The sequence below is a fragment of the Streptomyces sp. NPDC051684 genome, assembly GCF_044453445.1.
Lineage (GTDB): Bacteria > Actinomycetota > Actinomycetes > Streptomycetales > Streptomycetaceae > Streptomyces.
Genome location: NZ_JBITCS010000024.1, coordinates 24,650 through 44,660, shown reverse-complemented (window position 1 = coordinate 44,660; position 20,011 = coordinate 24,650). Strand labels below are relative to the sequence as shown.

The 20,011-nt window shown below is 71.7% G+C and carries 21 protein-coding genes; 10 read left to right on the top strand and 11 right to left on the bottom strand.

The features are described from left to right. Positions 1–11: 11 nt before the first annotated feature. Genes ACIA8D_RS27030 through ACIA8D_RS27020 form a run of 3 tightly spaced genes read right to left on the bottom strand, consistent with a single transcriptional unit; the run spans position 12 to position 3,540 of the window. On the bottom strand, positions 12–863 hold the full coding sequence (locus ACIA8D_RS27030) for a sulfite exporter TauE/SafE family protein (RefSeq protein WP_399236191.1): 852 nt from the start codon (positions 861–863) through the stop codon (positions 12–14). Continuing rightward, positions 860–2,293 (bottom strand): rhodanese-like domain-containing protein, encoded by a 1,434-nt coding sequence (locus ACIA8D_RS27025; RefSeq protein WP_399236189.1) that lies wholly within the window; start codon positions 2,291–2,293, stop codon positions 860–862. The genes ACIA8D_RS27030 and ACIA8D_RS27025 overlap by 4 nt, the downstream gene beginning before the upstream one ends. Positions 2,294–2,337: 44 nt before the next feature. Then, positions 2,338–3,540 carry an FAD-dependent oxidoreductase gene (locus ACIA8D_RS27020; RefSeq protein ID WP_399236188.1) on the bottom strand — a complete coding sequence of 401 codons (1,203 nt, stop codon included), beginning with the start codon at positions 3,538–3,540 and terminating at the stop codon, positions 2,338–2,340. A 205-nt stretch (positions 3,541–3,745) separates the two neighbouring features. On the opposite strand from ACIA8D_RS27020, the gene ACIA8D_RS27015 reads away from it, so the two are divergent. From ACIA8D_RS27015 to ACIA8D_RS27005, 3 genes are all read left to right on the top strand, one after another. Then, positions 3,746–3,889 carry a hypothetical protein gene (locus ACIA8D_RS27015; RefSeq protein ID WP_399236186.1) on the top strand — a complete coding sequence of 48 codons (144 nt, stop codon included), beginning with the start codon at positions 3,746–3,748 and terminating at the stop codon, positions 3,887–3,889. 43 nt (positions 3,890–3,932) lie between these two features. After that, positions 3,933–4,319, top strand: a complete 387-nt coding sequence (locus ACIA8D_RS27010) for a VOC family protein (RefSeq protein ID WP_399236184.1) — start codon at positions 3,933–3,935, stop codon at positions 4,317–4,319. A gap of 136 nt (positions 4,320–4,455) precedes the next feature. Then, complete coding sequence (locus ACIA8D_RS27005; RefSeq protein WP_399236182.1) at positions 4,456–5,835, top strand: aminopeptidase C; 1,380 nt, start codon at positions 4,456–4,458, stop codon at positions 5,833–5,835. A 160-nt stretch (positions 5,836–5,995) separates the two neighbouring features. Here ACIA8D_RS27005 and catC read toward each other — a convergent pair whose 3' ends face one another. The 7 genes from catC to ACIA8D_RS26970 are packed head-to-tail and all read right to left on the bottom strand — an operon-like array spanning position 5,996 to position 12,445. Further along, on the bottom strand, positions 5,996–6,280 hold the full coding sequence (gene catC, locus ACIA8D_RS27000) for a muconolactone Delta-isomerase (protein ID WP_399236180.1): 285 nt from the start codon (positions 6,278–6,280) through the stop codon (positions 5,996–5,998). A gap of 29 nt (positions 6,281–6,309) precedes the next feature. Continuing rightward, positions 6,310–7,158 (bottom strand): catechol 1,2-dioxygenase, encoded by an 849-nt coding sequence (catA, locus tag ACIA8D_RS26995; protein ID WP_399236178.1) that lies wholly within the window; start codon positions 7,156–7,158, stop codon positions 6,310–6,312. 42 nt (positions 7,159–7,200) lie between these two features. After that, complete coding sequence (locus ACIA8D_RS26990) at positions 7,201–8,304, bottom strand: mandelate racemase/muconate lactonizing enzyme family protein (protein WP_399236176.1); 1,104 nt, start codon at positions 8,302–8,304, stop codon at positions 7,201–7,203. Beyond that, positions 8,301–9,662: an MFS transporter gene (locus ACIA8D_RS26985; RefSeq protein ID WP_399236174.1), complete on the bottom strand. Its 1,362-nt coding sequence runs from the start codon at positions 9,660–9,662 to the stop codon at positions 8,301–8,303. The genes ACIA8D_RS26990 and ACIA8D_RS26985 overlap by 4 nt, the downstream gene beginning before the upstream one ends. A gap of 23 nt (positions 9,663–9,685) precedes the next feature. Beyond that, a complete protein-coding gene (locus ACIA8D_RS26980; protein ID WP_399236172.1) occupies positions 9,686–10,639 on the bottom strand; it encodes a PDR/VanB family oxidoreductase in 954 nt (317 codons plus the stop codon). Continuing rightward, positions 10,636–11,154 carry an aromatic-ring-hydroxylating dioxygenase subunit beta gene (locus ACIA8D_RS26975; protein WP_399236170.1) on the bottom strand — a complete coding sequence of 173 codons (519 nt, stop codon included), beginning with the start codon at positions 11,152–11,154 and terminating at the stop codon, positions 10,636–10,638. The genes ACIA8D_RS26980 and ACIA8D_RS26975 overlap by 4 nt, the downstream gene beginning before the upstream one ends. After that, the gene (locus ACIA8D_RS26970) at positions 11,147–12,445 is read right to left on the bottom strand and encodes a Rieske 2Fe-2S domain-containing protein (RefSeq protein WP_399236168.1); all 1,299 of its coding nucleotides are present in this window, start codon (positions 12,443–12,445) and stop codon (positions 11,147–11,149) included. The genes ACIA8D_RS26975 and ACIA8D_RS26970 overlap by 8 nt, the downstream gene beginning before the upstream one ends. Positions 12,446–12,596: 151 nt before the next feature. On the opposite strand from ACIA8D_RS26970, the gene ACIA8D_RS26965 reads away from it, so the two are divergent. The 4 genes from ACIA8D_RS26965 to ACIA8D_RS26950 are packed head-to-tail and all read left to right on the top strand — an operon-like array spanning position 12,597 to position 15,248. After that, the gene (locus ACIA8D_RS26965) at positions 12,597–13,136 is read left to right on the top strand and encodes a flavin reductase (RefSeq protein WP_399236167.1); all 540 of its coding nucleotides are present in this window, start codon (positions 12,597–12,599) and stop codon (positions 13,134–13,136) included. Then, positions 13,133–13,420 carry a hypothetical protein gene (locus ACIA8D_RS26960; RefSeq protein WP_399236164.1) on the top strand — a complete coding sequence of 96 codons (288 nt, stop codon included), beginning with the start codon at positions 13,133–13,135 and terminating at the stop codon, positions 13,418–13,420. The genes ACIA8D_RS26965 and ACIA8D_RS26960 overlap by 4 nt, the downstream gene beginning before the upstream one ends. Further along, complete coding sequence (locus ACIA8D_RS26955) at positions 13,417–14,679, top strand: amidase (RefSeq protein ID WP_399236163.1); 1,263 nt, start codon at positions 13,417–13,419, stop codon at positions 14,677–14,679. Before ACIA8D_RS26960 ends, ACIA8D_RS26955 begins: the two co-directional genes overlap by 4 nt. Then, positions 14,676–15,248 (top strand): nuclear transport factor 2 family protein, encoded by a 573-nt coding sequence (locus tag ACIA8D_RS26950; RefSeq protein WP_399236162.1) that lies wholly within the window; start codon positions 14,676–14,678, stop codon positions 15,246–15,248. The genes ACIA8D_RS26955 and ACIA8D_RS26950 overlap by 4 nt, the downstream gene beginning before the upstream one ends. Here the strand turns inward: ACIA8D_RS26950 and ACIA8D_RS26945 are convergent. Next, the gene (locus ACIA8D_RS26945; protein ID WP_399236160.1) at positions 15,215–16,219 is read right to left on the bottom strand and encodes a helix-turn-helix domain-containing protein; all 1,005 of its coding nucleotides are present in this window, start codon (positions 16,217–16,219) and stop codon (positions 15,215–15,217) included. The genes ACIA8D_RS26950 and ACIA8D_RS26945 overlap by 34 nt on opposite strands. A gap of 155 nt (positions 16,220–16,374) precedes the next feature. Here ACIA8D_RS26945 and ACIA8D_RS26940 point away from each other — a divergent pair, with 155 nt between their 5' ends. The 3 genes from ACIA8D_RS26940 to ACIA8D_RS26930 are packed head-to-tail and all read left to right on the top strand — an operon-like array spanning position 16,375 to position 19,985. After that, positions 16,375–17,847 (top strand): APC family permease, encoded by a 1,473-nt coding sequence (locus ACIA8D_RS26940; RefSeq protein ID WP_399236158.1) that lies wholly within the window; start codon positions 16,375–16,377, stop codon positions 17,845–17,847. Then, on the top strand, positions 17,844–18,476 hold the full coding sequence (locus tag ACIA8D_RS26935; protein WP_399236156.1) for a response regulator transcription factor: 633 nt from the start codon (positions 17,844–17,846) through the stop codon (positions 18,474–18,476). Before ACIA8D_RS26940 ends, ACIA8D_RS26935 begins: the two co-directional genes overlap by 4 nt. A 6-nt stretch (positions 18,477–18,482) precedes the next feature. Further along, positions 18,483–19,985, top strand: coding sequence for an ATP-binding protein (locus ACIA8D_RS26930; RefSeq protein ID WP_399236154.1), 1,503 nt, complete (start codon positions 18,483–18,485; stop codon positions 19,983–19,985). Positions 19,986–20,011: the final 26 nt, after the last annotated feature.

Below are 20,011 nucleotides of genomic sequence, written 5' to 3'. Positions count from 1 at the left end.
CCGGGACCCGCTCACACGAACGCGTCCACCAGCATGAACGCCGCCGTCGCGAGCAGCAGGACCGCGAACGTGCGTTGCAGCGCCGGTCCCGACAGCTTGGCCGCGAGCCGCCTCGCGTCCCACGCCCCGAGGATCGCGGCGCCGACGAAGGGGCCGAGCACCACGGGGTCGATGGAGAGGCCCTCGGTCGTCAGGCGCGTGGTGAGGGACACGAGCGAGTTGAGGAGGGTGACGACGAGGCTGGTGCCGACGGCCACCCGCATCGGCAGCCGCAGCACGGACACCAGGGTGGGCACGGCGAGGAACCCGCCGCCCACCCCGAGCAGCCCGGTCACCGTGCCGAGCCCGGCCCCGGCTCCCGCGGTCCGAAGGGGGCTCGTGCGGCCGTCTGTTGCGCTGGTGGCGGTGGTTGTGGCTGCCTTTTCCCGGACTTGTACGAGGCCGGGGGCGGGCCCCGCCGCCGGCGGGAGGGTGCGCGATGCGGGTGCCGCGTCCCGACGGGTGCGGGTGCCGCGCAGCATCACCGCGGCGGCCACCCCGGCCAGTACGGCGAACGCGCCGGTCAGCAGGTTCTGCGGGAGGCGGTGCGCGAGCATCGACGCCCCGATGGTGGGCACCGCGCCGACCGCGGCGAACAGGGCGCCGGTGCGCCGGCGGACGGTTCCGGTGCCCGCGTGGCGGGCGAGGGCGGTGGCCGAGGTGACGGTGACGATGACCAGGCTGGTGGTGCCCGCGTCGGCCGGGTCGACGCCCAGGAGGTAGACGAGGGCGGGGACCGCGAGCACGCCACCGCCGCCGCCGAGCCCGCCGAGGGCCAGGCCGACGACGGCGCCGCAGAGCACGGCGAGGATCAGGATGCTCACGCGCGGACGCCGCCCCCGCGGGACGGGTGCTCGACCGGTCCGCGCCACGCGGCGAAGCCGCCGCGCAGGTCGTCGGCGTCGAAGCCGCGGGCCCGGAGCACGGAGGCGGCCACGGAGGACCGGTTGCCGCTCGCGCACACGACGACGAGGGGCTGATGGCCCGTCAAGTCACCGCACCTGGCGATCAGTTCGGGCAGGGGGATGGTGCGGGCGCCGGGGAGGGTGCCGGTGTCGTCGATCTCGCCGGGGCCGCGGACGTCCAGCACGGTGCAGGGCCGGGGGCTCTCGGCCAGGCGGTCGGCGAGGGCCTCCGCCTCGATGCGCGGCACGGAGAGGGTGTGTCCGGCGCCCAGTGTGTCGGCGGACAGGCCGCCGAGGACCCGGTCGTAGCCGATGCGGGCGAGGCGGTTGCGGGCCTCGCGCGCGGTGTCGGGATCCCCGCACAGGACGAGGTCCGCGCCCGACGGCAGTACCTCGCCGCAGAGTTCGGCGAACCGGCCGCCGAGCGGGACGTTGACCGCGCCGGGCAGATGGGCGGCGGCGAAGGCGTCGGGGTCCCGGGTGTCGAGGACGGTCGCGCCGTCGGCGACGGCCTGCCGTACGGCGTCCGGGGCGAGCGCGGGCACGGGTGCGTTTTCGTCGAGCACCGGACGTGCCTCGCGGTTGCGCGCGGAGGTGAACGGGAAGTAGGCGGGCGCGGCGGACTGCCCCGAGGTCACGGCCTCGACGAAGGCGTCCTCGGACATGTCGGCCAGGGCGTAGTTGGTGCGGCGCTGGGTGCCGAGGTCGCAACTCAGCGCGGTCGAGAGGTTCTTGCCGCAGGCTGAGCCCGCCCCGTGCGCCGGGAAGACGCGGGTCGCGTCGGGGAGGGTGAGCAGGCGCTCGCGGGTGGAGCGGTACAGGGCGCGGGCCATCTCCTCGGCGGACCGGCCGCGCGCGCTGAGCAGATCGGGCCGGCCGACGTCGCCGATGAACAGGGTGTCGCCGGTGAGGACGCCGTAGGGGACGGTGTCGGCGGCGTGCTCGCGGACGACGACGCAGACCGACTCCAGGGTGTGGCCCGGTGTGTGCAGGATCTGCAGGTCGACCTCGCCGAGGCGGAGGTGCGCTCCGTCGGCGAGGGGGTCGGTGGCGAAGCCGACGTCGGCGGCGGCGCCGTAGGAGATGCGGGCGCCGGTGCGCTCGGCCAGTTCGAGGTGGCCGGAGAGGAAGTCGGCGTGGACGTGGGTCTCGATGACGCGCTCGATGGTGAGGCCGTGGTGTGCGGCGCTGTCGAGGTAGGCGTTGACATCGCGCTGGGGGTCGACCACGACGGCGCGGCCGGTGGTGCGGTCGCCGATGAGGTACGAGGCGTGCGAGAGGCAGTCGAGGTAGAACTGCTCGAATATCAACGGTCCGGTGCCGTCGTGGGTGACGGGCTCCTGGGGCATGACGGACTCCTGGGTCATGAAGTGCTGGGGGCGGGGTGTGCGGGTCACGCGAGCCCGCGGAGCATGAGGTTCCAGTACAGGAACGGCAGACCGTGCCGCTTGAGATACCACATGTCGGTGCGCTCGCGGACCGTGTCGATCAGCGGGATCGACGGGGCGGGCCGTCCGCTGTAGTCGAACTCGGCGAGCAGCATCTTGTTGCGGGCCGTGGTCAGCGGGCACGAGGAGTAGCCGTTGTAGACCGCGAGGGGTTCCTGGCCGTGCATCGTCGCGAGCAGGTTCTCGACGACCACGGGCGCCTGCTGGCGCACGGCCGCGCCGGTCTTCGAGTTCGGGGAGGAGCCGGCGTCGCCGAGGGCCCAGATGTTGGGGTACCGGACGTGCCGCATGGTGTGCTTGTCGATCTCGACGTAGCCGGCCGGGTCGGCGGCGTCCGCGAGCGGGCCGCGCTTGATCCAGTCCGGGGCGCTCTGCGGCGGTACGAGATGCGCCATGTCGTAGGGGAGCGTCGTCCTGTCGCCTGTGGCGCGGTCGCTGACGACGACCTCGCGGGCCTCGGGGCGGACCTCGGTGACCTCGCTGCCGTAGTGGACGTGGATGCCGTACCGGCGGGCCACGCCCTCCAGGACCCGGGCGAACTCCGGGACTCCGAAGATGGTGTCCGTCGGGAGCACCAGGTGGATGTCCATCCGGTCGAGAACGCCCTGCCGGCGCCAGTGGTCGGCGGCGAGGTAGGCGATCTTCTGCGGGGCGCCGCCGCACTTGATGGCTCCCGGCGGCATGCTGAACACGGCGCTGCCCGAGCGGGCCTCGCGGATGAAACGCCAGGTCATGGGCGCGGTGTGCGGAAGGTAGTTGCTGGAGAGGCCGTTCTGGCCGAGTCCGGCCTCCAGGCCCGGTACGCCGCCCCAGTCCAGCTGGATGCCGGCGCACACCACGAGGTGGTCGTAGTGCACGATGCCGCCGTCGTCCAGGGTCACCTCCTGGGTCTCCGGGTCGACGGCGACCGCCGCGCGCCGGATCCAGCGGACCCCCTTCGGCATCACCGACGTCTGCGGCCGGATGCTCTCCTTCAGCGGCGCCCGGCCGCCGCCGACCAGCGTCCACAGCGGCTGGTAGTAGTGCCGCTCGCTCGGGTCGAGGACCGCGACGTCGCGCTCGCCGGCACGCCGGAGCCGCGCCGCGACCGAGATACCGGCCGAGCCGCCTCCCACGATCACCGTCCGGTGGTGCTGCTTGGTCACCAAGGGAATCCCTCCAGCTAATGTACGTACATCTACGCTAGGACGCCCGACCGCCGGTGTACAAGTGGCTGCCGGGTTTGTGGCGCGAGCTGTACGTACATTTAAGGTCGCCCCGATGGGCCGCGGCGGGCCTACGCCGCCCAGATGTGACCGGTGGCCCGGGAAATCCGGATGCGGTGGGCAGGGTGAGGCGTGAAGGTGTGGGGCTATGTCCGTCCATCGACGCCGACACCTGGTCCCGCGGCCGCGGCTGCGGCAGATCCACGCGGTGCTGGAGGACTGGGCGGGTCGGAGCTGGGGCGCGGACGCGCCGGGGGCGCAACCCCTTGCCGTTCGCCAGGACATGGGTTAGGCAGTCCAAGACCGGACAACCGACAGAAACGGGGACGGAAACCATGCGCGTCAAGGCTCTCGATCATCTGGTGCTGAACGTGGCCGACGTCGACAAGTCGCTGGAGTTCTACACCGGCCGCCTCGGGCTCGCGCCCGAGCGGGTGGCGGAGTGGCGGGCCGGGAAGGTGCCGTTCCCGTCCGTACGGATCGACGACAGTACCGTCATCGACCTGTTCGCCGCCGCGCGCGTCGAGTCCAACGTCGATCACTTCTGCCTCGTCGTCGACCCCCTCGACTGGCAGGAGGTCATCGAATCGGGGGAGTTCGACGTGCTGGAGGGGCCGGTGCCGCGCTGGGGGGCGCGGGGGCAGGCGCAGTCCGTGTACGTCAAGGACCCGGACGGGAACACCGTCGAACTGCGGTGGTATCCGCAGGACGCGGAGAACTGAGTGGCGCGGCCAACGACCGCGGACCCAAGTCCGTTGACTGGCTAGAACGGCCGTGCGACGGTGAGAGCGCGTTCCCCCTTTTGCCTGCCAAGGCCCCGCGCGAGCAGGGCCGATTCGAGAACGGGAAGCGGATACCGTGACGCTCGGACCTGCGTACACCTCTCAGTCCACCGATGCCCCGGCCGACAGCGACCGCAGCCTCACACCGCCACAACTCGAGTCCTATGAGAAGGAGTTCGCCGCCCGTCCCGCGAACCGGCTGATGCAGAACGCCGTCACGCAGACGACGGTGGACGACATCGCGCTCGACCGGCGGATCGTCACGGCCCTCGACCACTCCGTCTCGCACCACCTGGACGACTGGAAAGTCACCAACCAGAAGCGCAGCGGACGCTGTTGGATGTTCGCCGGGCTCAATCTGCTGCGCGTGGGCGCCGCGCGCAAGCTCGGGGTGAAGGACTTCGAGTTCTCCCAGAACTACGTGCTGTGGTGGGACAAGTTCGAGCGCGCGAACCACTTCCTGGAGAGTGTCATCGACACCTCCGCCCGCGATGTCGACGACCGCACCGTGGCGCATCTGCTCGGCGACCCGATCAGCGACGGCGGGCAGTGGAACATGTTCGTCGCGCTGGTCGCCAAGCACGGTCTCGTGCCCAAGTCGGCGATGCCGGAGACCGAGAGCTCCTCGGCGACCGGGCCGATGAACCGGGCGCTGATGAGCCTGCTCAGGCAGGGCGCGCGTGATCTGCGCGCGGCGGCCGCCGACGGTGTCGAGGCGCAGCGCGCCCGCAAGGCCGAGGTGCTCGGCGCGATCCACCGTGTGCTCAGCATCCACCTCGGCACGCCCCCGCAGACGTTCCTGTGGCAGTGGCGGGACAGCGACCAGGAGTTCCACCGCGACGGCTGGATGACACCGACCGAGTTCGCCGACGCGTATGTGCAGATACCCCTCGACGAGTACGTGTGTCTCGTCCACGATCCGCGCGAGTCCAGCCCCGCCGGGCGCACCTTCACCGTCGAGCACCTGGGCAACATCGTCGAGGCCCCGCCCGTGGTCTACCTCAACGCGGACATCGACCTGCTCAAGCGCCTGACCATGGAGGCCGTGGTGGGCGGCGAGCCGGTCTGGTTCGGCTGCGACGTCGCCCAGCAGATGCGCCCCGACCTCGGCATCTGGGACGCCGAACTCTTCGACTACGAGGCCGTGTACGACGCGGCCTTCGAGCTCGACAAGGCCGACCGGCTCCTCCACCACGAGACCCAGATGACCCACGCGATGCTCTTCACCGGCGTCGACGTGGTCGACGGCGTGCCACGCCGCTGGCGGGTCGAGAACAGCTGGGGCGACGAGAAGGCCGACAAGGGCTTCTGGACCATGAACGACTCGTGGTTCGGCGAGCACGTCTTCGAGGTCGCGGTCCGCCGCTCCGCACTTCCGCCGGAGCTGTCCGCGGCCCTCGACGAGCCGCCGATCGTGCTGCCCGCCTGGGACCCGATGGGCGCGCTCGCCGACTGACCGGACCGTCAGGGGAGCACCGGGGAGGTCGGAGCCGTCACCACGGCGTCAAGCCCGGGGCGTGCCAGGAGCTGCTCCGCCGTCAAGCCCGGAGCAGCTCCTGGCACGCTGCCGTGCGGTCGGTGTCACCGTGCACGAACCAGGCACGGCAGCGAAGACGTCATGTGTGGAGTATGTCCGACGGGTGTGCGGCCAGGGGTGTCACCTCCAGCGTCATGTACGGGAACAGCGGCAGGCCCCACAGGATGTCGTGGAGCTCTTCGTTGTCGCGCACGTCGAAGATGCTGAGGTTGGAGTACTGGCCCACGCGGCGCCAGATGTGCAGCCAGACACCCTTGTGCTGGAGTTCCTGGGAGTACGCCTTCTCGCGGGCGACGGTGTCCGCGCGTACCTGGGGGTCGAGATCGGTGGGGATGCGGACGTCCATCGTGACGGCGAACAGCATGGCCGGGCTCCTCGGTCGGTGGCAGGGGGTCAGGCGGGGTCGAGGACGAAGTCGTAGGTGACCTCGTGTCCTGTGCCGTTCGTCGCCTTGGTCGGGGCGAGGACCAGTTCCGGCTTCACGGCCTGCGCGATGTCGTCCTCGATATGGCTGCCGCCCTTGAAGTACAGCTGCGTGGTGATGAGTTGGTGGTCCGCGGCCGACACCTTGAGGTGCAGATGGGCGGGGCGCCACGCGTGCCAGCCCGCGGCGGCGATCAGGTTGCCGCAGGAGCCGTCCGTGGGGATCTGGTACGGCGCCGGCTCGATGGTGTGAATGGCGAAGCGGCCCGTGTCATCGGCGACGACCGTGCCGCGCAGGTTCCACTCGGGGAGCTCGGGGGCGTACTGCGAGTAGTAGCCGTCGTCGTCGGCGTGCCACATCTCGACGCGCGCGCCCGGCAGGGGAGTTCCGTCGACAGAGGTCACCTGCCCCTGGAAGAGCAGGGGTGTGCCCTGCTCGCCGGGGCGCATGGGGAGCGTGGCCTCGGCGGGCAGTTCGGGCGCGTCCGGCACGTAGTAGGGGCCCTCGATCGTGCCCTTGGAGCCCTCGCGCGACTCGTTGGCGACCTCCTCGACGACGTGCTCGATCCACACGTCGAGGAACAGCGGCCACTCGCCGTCCATGCCCACCTGGATCAGCCACGCCTTCAGCGCGTCGTACTCGGCGTACGTGACCTTGTGGCGGCGGACGATGTCATGGACGGCCGCGATGAGTTCGGAGGCGAGGGTGTCGACGCGCTCCGTGCTGCTGGCGGCGCCGGAGCGGGACTTCTGGGCGAACGCGGCGGTGGCGGCGTTGCCGGACGCGGCGGCCGTGGCCTGCTCGGTGGAGGTGGTCATGATGCGGCTCCTTGGGAATGCGGAAGGGGTTGCACAAGCGATTCAGAGGTCCTGGCGGTAGCGGGTCAGCTTCGCGGCGTCGAGTTCGATGCCGAGGCCCGTGCCCTCGCGCACGCGCAGCGTTCCCCCGCTGATGCGCAGCGGCTCGGCGAGCAGGTCGTCCGTCATGTCGAGGAAGTTGGAGAGTTCGCCCGCCCGGCGCGAGGTCGCCTCGTACGCGGCGCCGAAGGCGACCGAGCACAACGAGCCGAGCTGGCCGTCGATCTGATTGCCCATCACCACCTCCACGCCGAGCCCCTCGCTCTCGAAGAGCACACGCTGGGAGTGGCTGAAGCCGGTGCGGGCCGTCTTGATGCTGATGGCGGTGGCCGAGCCGCCGAGCAGTTCACGGGTGACCTCGCCGGTGCGGGTGGCGCTCTCGTCGGCGACGAAGGGGACCGGGCAGTCCGCGACGAGCCGGCGGCGGCCGAGGACGTCGTCGGCCGGGCACAGCTCCTCGGCCAGTGTCAGGTCCAGGCCGTCCATGGCGCGCAGGGCGCGCGCCGCCTCCGAGGGCGTCCAGCCGCGGTTGCCGTCGACGTACAGCTCGACGCCGTCGCCGAACGCCTCGCGCAGCGCCCGGCACACCTCGACGTCCAGGCGGAAGGGGCGGCGGCCGACCTTCACCTTGAACGTCGTGATGCCGTACGTGTCCCGCATCCGCCGCGCCTCGTCCACCATCTCCTGCGGCGGGGCGAAGCCCAGCATGTGCGAGACCCGCATGAACTCCCCGTGCCCGCCGAGGAGTTCGCTCACGGGCAGGCCCGCGGCCTGGCCGACGATGTCCCACAGCGCCATGTCGATCGCGGCCTTGGCGGTCGGATTGCCGACGGTGCGGTTCAGGCGCGCGTGCACGGCCTCGCGGCGGACGGGGGAGAGGCCGAGCAGCTGCGGCTCGAAGATCTTCCCGATCACCGCGACGATGGACTCCTGCGTCTCGCCGTACGTGAACGGGCGCGGCGGCGCCTCCGCCGTCCCCGTCAGTCCGGCGTCGGTGTGCACGCGGACGAGGACGTGTTCGGCGGTGTGCACCTCGCCGCTGGCGAACTTCAGGGGCTTTCGGTACGGGATGGCGAAGGGGATCGCTTCGATCGCGGTGATCTTCATCGTGCTCCGGGAGTGACGGGCTCGGGGGCGGCCGGGGTGTTCTCGTGCCGGGAGGTGCGGGCCGGGGCCGTCTCCGGGAGGGCGAACAGGCAGGCCAGCGTGAGGAGAAGGAGTGTCGCCAGGTAGTAGCCGACGTTGAGGGCGTCGCCCGTACCGGAGATGATCCGGTTCGCGACCATCGGGGAGATGCCGCCGCCCAGTACGGCGCCGACGTGGAAGCCGACGCCGAGCCCCGACTGGCGCTGCTCGCGCGGGTAGAGCTCGGCGAAGTACGTGTACATCGGGCCGAACAGCAGGCCGGTCGCGGAGAACCCGATGATGACGGCCGTGTTGACGGCGGCGACCGTGCCCAGGCCCGTGACGTGGAACATCGTCAGCGCCGAGGCCAGGGAGAACAGCGCGCCCACGATCATCACGGGCTTGCGGCCGATCCGGTCCGACAGCCAGGCCGAGCCGACGTTCAGCAGGGCGTGACACAGCAGCCCGATCAGGCTGCCGTTGACGATGGGCTGCCGGGGCAGTTCCAGGCCCTCGGGTGCGTCCGCGGTGGCGTAGGAGAGCATGAAGGTGGCGAGCGCGAACGTGCTGGCGTTGAGGCCGATGTTCACGCCCGCGGTCAGGGCGACCCGCCGCCAGTTGGTGCGCAGCACCTCCAACACCGGTGAGTGCGAGGGTGGTTGTCCGCCCTCCTGCTCGGCCATCTCCTGGAAGGCCGGGCTCTCGGCGACGCCCCTGCGGATCCACAGGCCGACGATGACGACGAGGCCGCCCACCAGGAACGGGACCCGCCACCCCCAGCCCACCATGTCGTCCTCCGGGAGCAGCAGCACCAGGGCGAACGCCAGGTTGGCGAGGATCGAGCCGACCGGCGAGCCGATCGCCACGAACGAGCCGTACAGGCCGCGCCGCCGGTCAGGGGCGTGCTCGATCGCGAACACCGCGGCGCCCGCGTTCTCCCCGCCGCGCGCCGCGCCGTGCACCAGGCGCAGCAGCACCAGCAGGACCGGGGCGGCGATGCCGATGGCGGCGTAGGGCGGCAGCACACCCATGGCGAAGGTGGCCGCGCCCATGGTGACGAACGCGGCGAGCAGCGCCACCTTGCGGCCGCGCCGGTCGCCCAGCGAACCGAACAGCGCGGCGCCAAGCGGCGCCATGAGGAAACCGATCGCGAACGTCGCCAGGCTCATGAACGTGCCGAACCAGGCGTCGCCCGTCTTGAAGAACAGCTCGCCGAACACGAGGGCTGCGGCGGTGCCGTAGATCGCGAAGTCGTAGAACTCCAGCGAGGTGCCGACGCCGGCGGCGAGGCCGACTCTGAGCACGCTCGGCTTGCGGGACGCGGTCCCCGTCGAGGTCATGTGTCTCCTTCAGTACGGCTCGGTCAGTACAGCTCGACGACGAGCCGCTCCGACCGGGCCCGTGACACGCACAGCGCCATCTGCGTGCCCGCCGCCTTGTCCGCCGCGGACAGGCAGTTGTCGCGGTGGTCCGGGGTTCCTTCGAGGACGCCGGAGACACAGGAGCCGCAGATGCCCTCCTCGCAGGACTTGAAGACGTCGATCCCGCCCTCCTCCAGGACGGAGAGGACCGACCGGTCGGCGGGGACCTCGAAGACCTCGCCGGTGTCCAGCTCGACGGTGAACGCCCGGTCGGCGCTGGTGTCCACCTCGGCGGCCTCGAAGTGCTCGATGTGCACATGTGCCGCCCCGACCACCGGCTCGAAGACGTCGGTGACCTGCCGCATAAAGCCGTCCGGGCCGCATGTGTACACGTGGGACGCTCCCGTGAGTCCCGCCGCGGCGTCGGCGAGCAGCGCGGGCCGCTCCTCCCTGGCCGTCCCGAAGTGCAGGCGCACCCGGTCCGGGAACTCGGCGCGCCGCTCCAACAGGTCGACGAACGCGGCCCGTTCGCGGCTGGTCGCGAAGTAGTGCAGCTCGAAGTCGGCGCCCGTGCGGTGCAGTTCGTACGCCATGCTCAGCAGCGGGGTGATGCCGATGCCGCCCGCCACCAGGACGTGCCGGTCGGCGTCCTCGGCCAGGCGCAGCAGGTTGCGCGGGCCGTCGATCTCCAGGCGGTCGCCCTCGCTCACCCCGTGCAGGGCCAGCGAGCCGCCGCGCGAGGACGGCTCCCGCTTCACCGCGATGAGCAGTGAGGACGGGTCGGACGGCGGGCCGCACAGCGAGTACTGGCGCAGCACGCCGGTCGGCCCCTTCACGTCGATGTGCGCGCCCGCCGGATACGCCGGGAAGGCCGCCCCGTCCGCGCGCACGAGCCGCAGCGCGCGGATGTCGGGCGTCTCCTCAGTGACCTCGCGGACCCGGACCTCGACGCTCACAGCAGGAACCCGGCCGCCGGTACGGCGTCCTCGCTGTCCACGAGGCGTACGACCTTCAGTGCGATCCGGTCACCGTCCTCGGAGAGCCGGACCCGGTGCGTCACTTCGCCGGCCCACAGGTCGTGCCGGCCCCGCTTGTAGGCGACGAGCACCTGCGCCGAACGCAGTGTCACCTCCGTGTCGTCGACCTCCTCGGGCACGAACCGGGACACCGTCCGCACGGTGCGCGCGGCGTCGACCGCGGCGATGGCATAGCCCTCGGTCATCCGGGTCACCCGCATCCGCCGCATCCGGGCGTCGTCGTACACCATGTTCAGGGTGCCCGAGAAGTCCTCGGTGTCCGGATCGATCGGGATCACGTAGTGCGCGTCGTCGGTGTAGAGCTCCTGCCACCGCTCGTACTGCCTGCGGTCGAGGAGGTCGGCCTCGTGCCAGACCAGGGAGATCGCGCGCAGCACGCGGGGGTCGGACAGGCCGAGCAGGCCCTCGGCCGACGTCGCCAGGGTGTCAGTCATCGCGCATCATCTCCTTCCACTGCGCGTACGCGGCGCGCATGCCGGTCTCGTCGGTGACATGTGCGGTCGGCCAGCCCTCGGGGCTCGGTGTCTCGCGGGACAGGCCGCGGTTGACCAGGATCGGCATGTCGGGCGCGGCCTGGACGCCGCGCTGGACGCGGTCCCAGCCCTCGGCGTCGTCGGGGGTGCCGAAGCCGAACGGGCCCTGGAAGTGCTCGTGGATGCGCAGCCGTTCGCGGTTGACCGGGTCCACGACCTCGGGAGGTCCGTCGGGGCCGAGCGCCACGTGCTCGATGAGGGTCTCGTTCGCCGACAGCGGGCGAAGGACGCGCAGGAACGAGTTGGACATCGACAGGTTCGGGAACAGGTTGAGGTTGAACCCGGTGCCGTGCACGGCCCGCACCAGCTTGCGTACCGCCGCGTCGTCCAGGCCCGCAGACCTCAACTCGCCCACCAGCGTGTCGAATCGGGGCTGGAGCGGCTCCGTGCCGTCGTCGGCGTCGAGGTCCGCGTGGCCGGGCACCATCTGCATGACACTGTGCCCGTGGCCCAGGTCGTGGGTGACCGCCTCGGGGTCCGTCATGAACGACATCATGTCCGCGGTCTCGGCGTCGACGGACGCCATCCACGAGCGGTGCACGATCGGGAAGTGGTAGCCGTCGGTGGTGTTCTCCAGCTGGATCTTCCAGTTGCCGCGGAAGCGGAACTGGTGGGTGCCCAGCACCTTCACCGGGTAGCCGCCGCCCTGCTTCATGAACCGGTCGATCCACAGCTTCACGTCACCGAGGAAGTCCTCCAGCGGCTCGATGTCCTCGGCGAACGTCGCGAAGATCATGCCGCCGTACGACTCGGTACGCAGCTTGCGCAGCCCCAACTCGCCCTTCTCGACGACGCCTTCGTAGCCGTCGGGGTACGGGATGCCGCGCAGCTTGCCGTCGAGGCCGTAGGACCAGGCGTGATACGGACAGGTGAAGCCGTTGGCCTGCCCCGTCCGTTTCTCGCACAGGCTCGCGCCGCGGTGCCGGCAGCGGTTGAGCAGGGTGTTGACGTTGCCCTTGCGGTCCTTCGTCACGATGACCGGCTGCCGGCCGACGTACGTCGACTTGAAGCTGCCCGCCTTCGGCAGCTCGCTGTCGTGGGCGACCCACACCCAGGTCCGTTCGAAGATCGCGGTCATCTCCCGCTCGAAGAGCCGGGGATCGGTGTACATGCGCCCCGCCACGCGGTCCTCGCCCACCAGATCGTGCGGGGCCAGGTCGTGGACGGTGTCCGCACTGAACTCAAGCGTCATCGTGCCTCCGTCGTTCGATGCCCAAGACGCTAGGACGGTGACAGGGGCCGGACAATGGGGAATTGACTCGCCCAGCATAGGGGAAATCCTTAAGCGCCCCGAAGGAACTCTCGATATCGCGGGCCGCCCGCCGCGCCCTACCGTGACAGCCATGACACCCGTGACACGCAGGGCAGCGGTGGACCAACTCACCCCGAACCAACTCTCGTTCCGTGACGCGATGGCGAACCTGTCCGCAGGCGTCAACATCGTCACCACGGACGGACCGCGCGGCCGCGCCGGCATCACGGTGAGCGCGGCCTGCTCCGTCACCGACGACCCGCCCACCATGCTCGTCTGCATCAACCAGTCCAGCCGCAGCCACGACCTGTTCACCGAGAACGGCCGCGTCTGCGTCAACGTCCTGGGCCCCGACCACGCCGACGTCGCCACGGCCTTCGCGGGCGGCGTACCCGCCGAGGAGCGCTTCGCGGCCTGCGGCGACGTCTGGGACCACACGCTGGCCGACGTCCCGGTGCTCAAGGGCTCCGCCGCCTCGGTCGTCGGGCGGGTCACCGGCACCGCCGAACGCGGCTCGCACACCGTGATGTTCATCGAGGCGGAGCGGGTGCTCGTCGGCGAGGACGGCGCGGGCGCGCTGGTCTACTTCCGCCGCCAGTTCCACTCGATCCCCACGTCGCTGACCGCGTGAGCGGCGCGATGCGGGGCACGGACGGCCGGCGCATGACGCTGACCTGCTACAACGACACCTTCGACTACGGGTGGCGGCACGTCGACCTGTTCACCCACGACGCCGAGGGACGCGAACTCGGCTGGGTGCACTGGACCGTTGACGCCGACGGCCCCGAGGCGGCCGACGCCGCCACCGCCCGCGTCGAGCCGACGCTGCGACGCACCTCCCCGTGGCGCCATTCGGTCAGCGCGGCGGGCATGGACTACTGGGAGGCCGACGCGCAATGGGAGGACGACGCATGAGCCTGTGGCAGCCCTGGTCCCTGCGGGAGCTGGTGGACGACCTCGCGGCGGGACGCACCACGGCAGCCGCCGCCCGCGCCCGTGCCGAGGACCGCTCCGCGCGGACGGAGCCCGAGGTGTCGGCGTGGGTCGAACCGGTCCGTGCGCCCGCGCCGACCACCGGGCCGCTCGCGGGAGTTCCCTTTGGCGTCAAGGACATCATCGACGTGGCCGGGCACCCCACCCGCTGCGGGTCGCGGTTGCGCGCCGACAGCGCACCGGCCACCGCCGACGCGGCGATCGTGCGGGCCTGGCGGGATGCGGGCGTCGATGTCATCGGCAAGACCGTCACCACCGAGTTCGCCTTCTTCGCGCCCGGCCCCACCCGCAATCCCGCCGCCCCCGAGCACACCCCGGGCGGCTCGTCCAGCGGCTCGGCGGCGGCCGTCGCCGCCGGCCAGGTGCCGCTCGCGATCGGCTCCCAGACGGCCGCCTCCGTCACCCGGCCCGCCGCGTTCTGCGGCGTCGCGTCCCTGGTCATGACCCACGGGCGCTTCCCCGTCGACGGCGTGGTCGGCCTCAGCCCCAGCCTGGACAGCCACGGCTTCTACGCCGCCGGGGTCCGCGACCTCGCCCTCGCCTGGCACGCCCTCACCGGCGAGACACCCCGGCGGGCGGCGCCACCGCGCGTCCTGCTGTGGGGCGCCGAGCCGTTCGACGTGAGCGACGCGATGCGTGAGGCCGTGGAGACGGCGCGGACGCGACTGACCGCCGCCGGAGCCGTGGTGGAGCCCTTCCCCGAGGAGAAGCTCGTCGCGGAGGTCACGGCCGCCCACCCGGTCGTCATGGCGTACGAAGCGGCCCGCGAACGCGCTGCGGAACTCGACCAGTCCGCCCGGCTCAGCGAACCGCTGCGGAACCTGTTGCACACCGGCGCAGCCACCTCCGAGACCGACTACGCGGGTGCCCGCAGCACCGTCGAGCAGGCCCGCACCCGCGTCGCCGCGCTGTTCGCCACGTACGACGTCGTCCTCGGCCCGGCCGCCCTCGGCGCCGCCCCGCGGGGCATCGACGCCACGGGCGACCCCGTGCTGAGCCGCGCCTGGCAGGCGCTCGGGCTCCCGGCGGCGACCGTGCCGGGACTGCGCGACACCGACGGGCTGCCGCTCGGCATCCAGGCCGTCGGCCCGGCCCGCGGCGAGTCCGCGCTGCTCGCGCACGGCGACTGGATCGAGTCCGCGCTCACGACCCCCGACGACACGGAAGGCGCCCACCGATGACCGACACGCACACCGATCCGCACACCCTCGCCGCCCTCGTCGAACGCGTCGAGACCCTGGAGGCCGAGGCCGACATCCGGCGCCTCCAGGCCCGCTACATGTTCCTGTGCGACACCCCGTGTCCCGAGTTCGGCGTGCGCGACGACACGCACCGCATCGACCTCATCATGGAGCTGTACGCCAAGGACGCCGTGTGGGAGGGCGTCGGCGAGTACTACGACGGCCAGTTCGGCCGCGCCGAGGGGCACGCCGCGGTCCGCGCCCACTTCGAGGCGTTCTGGGGAGAGCGGCAGGATCCCCAACTCATCCTCAACGCGCACTACTTGACGTCCGAGCAGATCCACGTCGACGGCGCCACGGCCACCGGCCAGTGGATCCACATGCAGCCCTGGCTCTACGCCGACGGCACCGCGCTGCTGCGCTCCAGCCGCCTCAACAACGCCTTCCGGCGCGAGGACGACGGCATCTGGCGGATCACCCGGACCAGGACCGAGAACGTGCTCGTCGCGCCGCTGCCCGCGCACGTCGCCGAGAGCTATCCGTCGGCCTCCGTGCTGATGCGGCCGTGAGGTGCCCGCTCCGTGAGCGCGCGGCGGCGGAAGTCGCGGGGCGTCTGTCCGTACGCCGCCTTGAAGACCCGGCTGAAGTGGCGGCCGTCAAGGAGTCCCCAGCGCGCGGCGATCATGCCGATGGGCTGCCGGGCCGCTGCGGGACCGGCCAGATCCCGCGCGCACCGCTCCAGGCGGCGCGTCCGGATCCAGCCCGCCACCGTCAGGCCCTCGGCGGCGAACAGCTTGAACAGATAGCGCCGAGAGATGCCGTGCGCCTGCGCGATCGAGTCCGGCGTCAGACCGGGGTCGGGCAGCCGGCTGTCGATGTGCGCGCGGATCCGCAGCATCATCGCGTGCCCGGGCTCCGCGGGCGCCGCCCGGTCGAGGCCCTCCGACACCAGCGCCGTGACCAGGGATGCCGCCCCGTCCGCCAGGCCCGTCTCCGCGGGCCCAGCGCAGACGCGGGCCTGTTCGCCGAGCGAGCGCAGGAAGGGCCCCACCACGGCCGCCGCCCCGCTCTCCCCGGCGAGCCGGCGCGCCGTGAGCCCGCGCACCGCCTCGGGCCGCACCGGCAGCATCGCCCGCGGCACCAGCATCAGCACGGTGCGGAACGCGGCGTCGTAGCGGAACGCGTACGGGCGGGTGGTGTCGCAGATCGCGAGGTCGCCGGGGCCCAACGTCCCGTACGTGCCGTCCTGTTCGACGACACACGTGCCGGCGACCTGGAGTGCCACCTTGTAGTGGTCGTCCTCGCCGCGCGACGTCTGCCGCTCGGTGCGCCGCACCCGCAGCGGCCCCGCGCTGATCGAGCCGAGCAGGAGCTGTCCGAGCGCGTCGCAGGTGGCCGTGCCGTGGAAGGCGTTCGCCGCGACCGGGCGGGTGTCGAGCCCGCCGAACACCTGCGAGATCTCCCGCGCCCAGTGGGCGAACCGGTCGGCCCGGGCGACGCCGTCGGTGCTCGGGTATTCGGTGGTCACGTACGAAGGCATGCTGCGCTCCACCCGCCGGAGGACTTTCGATCAAGGTAGTCCGCCCGCGCGTGCATGCAAAGGCGGTAACGGATGCACGCACCCGCACTCCCGGGCCGCCCACCGCGCGCACAGTACGTCCCGACCCCACCGAACTCCGGCCGCGAGGAGACCGCGTGATCGAGCAGCCCGCAGCACCGGAAGCAGGACCGCACGCAGCACCCGAGCCGCGCACCGGACTGCGCAAGGGCGCCGTGGGCGTGGCCGGGATGGTGTTCTTCGTGCTGTCCGCGCAGGCGCCGCTGACCGGCGTCGCGGGCACCCTGCCCATCCCGCTCGGCCTCGGCAACGGCGGCGCCGCGCCCGCCGTGTACCTCGTGGTCGGCGTCATGGTCGGCCTGTTCGCCGTCGGGTTCATCGCGATGAGCCGGCACGTGACGGACGCGGGCGCCTTCTACGCCTACGTCTCCCGCGGCCTCGGCCGGCCGCTCGGCGTCGGCGCCTCCCAGACGGCGATCCTCTGCTACAGCGCGACCCAGGCCGCGCTCTACGGCCTGTACGGCGTGGTCGTGCAGGGACTCGCGCAGCGCTACCTCTCGCTCGACCTGCCGTGGTGGGCGTGGACGCTCGCCACGATGCTCCTCGTGCAGGCGCTCGGCTCCCTGAACATCGAGCTCGGGGCGCGCCTGCTCGCCGTCCTCGTCGTCGCCGAGACCTCGGTGCTGCTGCTGTTCGCGGGCCGGGAACTTTTCACCGGCGGCGGCCCGCACGGGCTCGACATCGCCGGGTCCTTCGCCCCCTCCGCCTTCTTCACGGGCGCGCCCGGCGTGGCGCTGACCTTCGCGATCGGCTGTCTCCTCGGCTTCGAGTCGACCGCCCTGTACGCGAAGGAGGCGCGGGACCCCGCGCGTACGGTGCCACGGGCCACCTATGTGTCGGTCGCGGTGATCTCGCTGTTCTTCGCCCTCGTCTCCTGGATGATCGTGAGCTACTACGGAGCGGACCGCGTCCAGGGCGCCGCACTCGACGCGCTGCGCGCGGGCGATGCCACCTCCGTCGTCCTGACCCCGCTCACGCACACACTCGGTGGCTGGGCCGGTGATGTCACGCAGATCCTGCTGGCCAGTTCGCTGCTCGCGGGCGTCGTCGCCTTCCACAACGGGATCAACCGCTACTTCCACTCGCTGGGCGAGAGCGGGGTGCTGCCCCGCGCGCTCGCCCGCACCAACCGGCACGGGGCGCCCTTTGCGGCGAGCCTGACGCAGACGGTGCTCGCGGCCGTCCTCGTCGTGCCGTTCGCGCTCGCCGGGGCCGACCCGGTCCTCACGCTGCTGACCTGGGGCGGCGGTGTCAGCGTGCTCGCCCTGATGCTGCTGTACCTGCTCACCTCGGTGTCCGTGATCGTGTTCTTCCGCAGGACCCGGCTCGATGAAAGGATCTGGCACACCATGCTCGCCCCGCTGCTCGCCATCGCCCTGCTGTGCGGCGCGACGGTGCTGGCCCTGCGCAACTTCACCACCCTGGTCTCCGCGCCCGAGAGCACGGCGCTGGTCCTGGAACTGACCGTGGTCGCCGTGTTCGCCGGGGGAGCGGCCCTCGGCCGCCTGCGGCCGGAGGTCCGTACACATGACGAAAGCGAGGAATCATGACAGGTGAGCCGGCGGCCGACCTCGTCTACGTGCTCGACGACGACGAGCAGTTGTGCCTCTCCCTGGCGTGGCTGCTGGAGTCCGTGCACATCAAGACGGAGTGGTTCACCGACGCCGACGCTTTCCTCGACGCCTTCGACCCGGACCGCCCGGCGTGCCTCGTCCTCGACGTACGGATGCCGGGCATCGGCGGATTCCACGTACAGGAACTCCTCAACGACCGGGGCGCGGCGCTGCCCATCGTCTTCGTGTCCGCGCACGGCGACATCCCCATGTCGGTGCGCGCCCTGAAAGCCGGGGCCGTCGACTTCCTGGAGAAGCCCTACGACCCCCAGCGGCTGCTCGACATCCTGCAGAACGCCCTGCGGGTGGCCGGCGAACGCTATGCGCGCCGCGCCGAGCAGCGCTCGCTGCGCGAGCGGATCACCCACCTCAGCCCGCGCGAACGCGAGATCCTGCGCCAGGTCGTCGAGGGCGTCCCGAGCAAGGTGATCGCGCGGCAGCTCGGCATCAGCCTGAAGACGGTCGACGCCCACCGGGCGCGGATCCGCGAGAAGACGGACGCCGACACCCTCGGCGCCCTCATCGGCGACATGATGCGCTGCGGCCTGCGCCCCGAGGAGGTGTGACGCGCCATGCCCCCCACCGCCGACCTCGCCTGCCCCGACCTGGCCCGTCTCTTCGAGGCCATCGACGGCTGCGTCCTGGTGCACGACGCCGCCACCAAGGACATCCTGTGGGCCAACCCGGCCGCGCGCACCGCCCTCGGCTTCACCCTCGATGAGCTCAAGCCGCTCAAGGCCCCCGACATGAGCTCCAACGCGGCGCAGTACGCGCGGCACATCGGTGTCGCCTGGCTGCAGCGCGCCGCCGACCAGGGCCGCAGCCGCATCGAGTGGTGCTACCGGTCGAAGTCCGGCACCGACATCCTCAGCGAGGCCCTTGCGGTGCGCGTGGAGCTGTCGGTGGGGCCCGTCGTCATGGTGCAGTTCCGCGACATCGCCGAGGAGAAGGCGACCCGCCGCGATCTGACCCGCACCGAGGCCAGGCTCCAGGCGTTCCTGCGCAACCTCGACGAGGGCATCGTGGTGCTCGACGACGACGGCCGGATCGTCTTCGCGGGCGAATCGGCGGGCATCCTGCTGGACCGGGACCCCGACGTGTTGCTCGGCGCGGACTTCGCGGAGTTCCTCGCGGCGGATTCCACCGCCGTGCTGCGCGCCGTACTGAAGGACACCTCACGCGGCGGCCGGCCCACCGACGCCCGCTACCGCCTTTCGGTCTCGGAGGGGGCGGGCGGCGGCCCCGACCGCTGGTTCGCGGCGCGCTGCCAGTACATCGACATCGAGAACGACCTGCGGGGCCTGCTCCTGCTCTTCCACGACATCACCGACACGGTGCACACCGAGGAGGAGCACCGGCGCGACGCCCAGTACCTCAACCACCTGGCCCGCTACAACGCGATGGGCGACATGGCGATGGCCATCGCCCACGAGGTCAGCCAGCCCATCGCGGCCGCCCACAACTTCGTCGCCGGCGCCCTCGGCCGCATCGACGACACCCCTCAGACCGGCTCGCTGAGCTGGGGCCTCGACCACGCCGCACGCCAACTGGAGCGGGCCACCACGATCCTGTCGAGCCTGCGCGCCTACGTGGTGCGCCTGGAGGACGCGAAACGGGCCGTCGACCTGGGCGACGTCGTGGCCGACTGCGCCTACTTCGTCGACGTACGGGCCAGGGCGCACCAGGTCGCCGTGCGCTGGGAAAGCGCGGCCGAGGCCCTGCCGGTCAGCTGCGAGAAGGTGCTCATCGGGCAGGTCGTCATGAACCTCGCCTTCAACGCCCTGGAGGAGATGGCCCGTTGGCCCGACGAACCGGGCCACGTCACCATCGCCACCCGCCGGGACGGCGACTGGGCGGTGGTCGAGGTGCGCGACACCGGCGGCGGACTGCCGGCGTCATCGGACGGGCGGATCTTCGACGGGGTGTTCACCTCGAAGGGCAACGGCCACGGCATCGGCCTCGCCCTGAGCCACCGCATCATCACCCGCCACGGCGGCGAGATCGAGGCGTGCCCGAACTCCCCGCGCGGCACCGTCTTCCGCTTCCGGCTGCCGCTGCGCGGCCCGGCGGCGTAAACGATCAGGGAAATCCCCTACGCGGC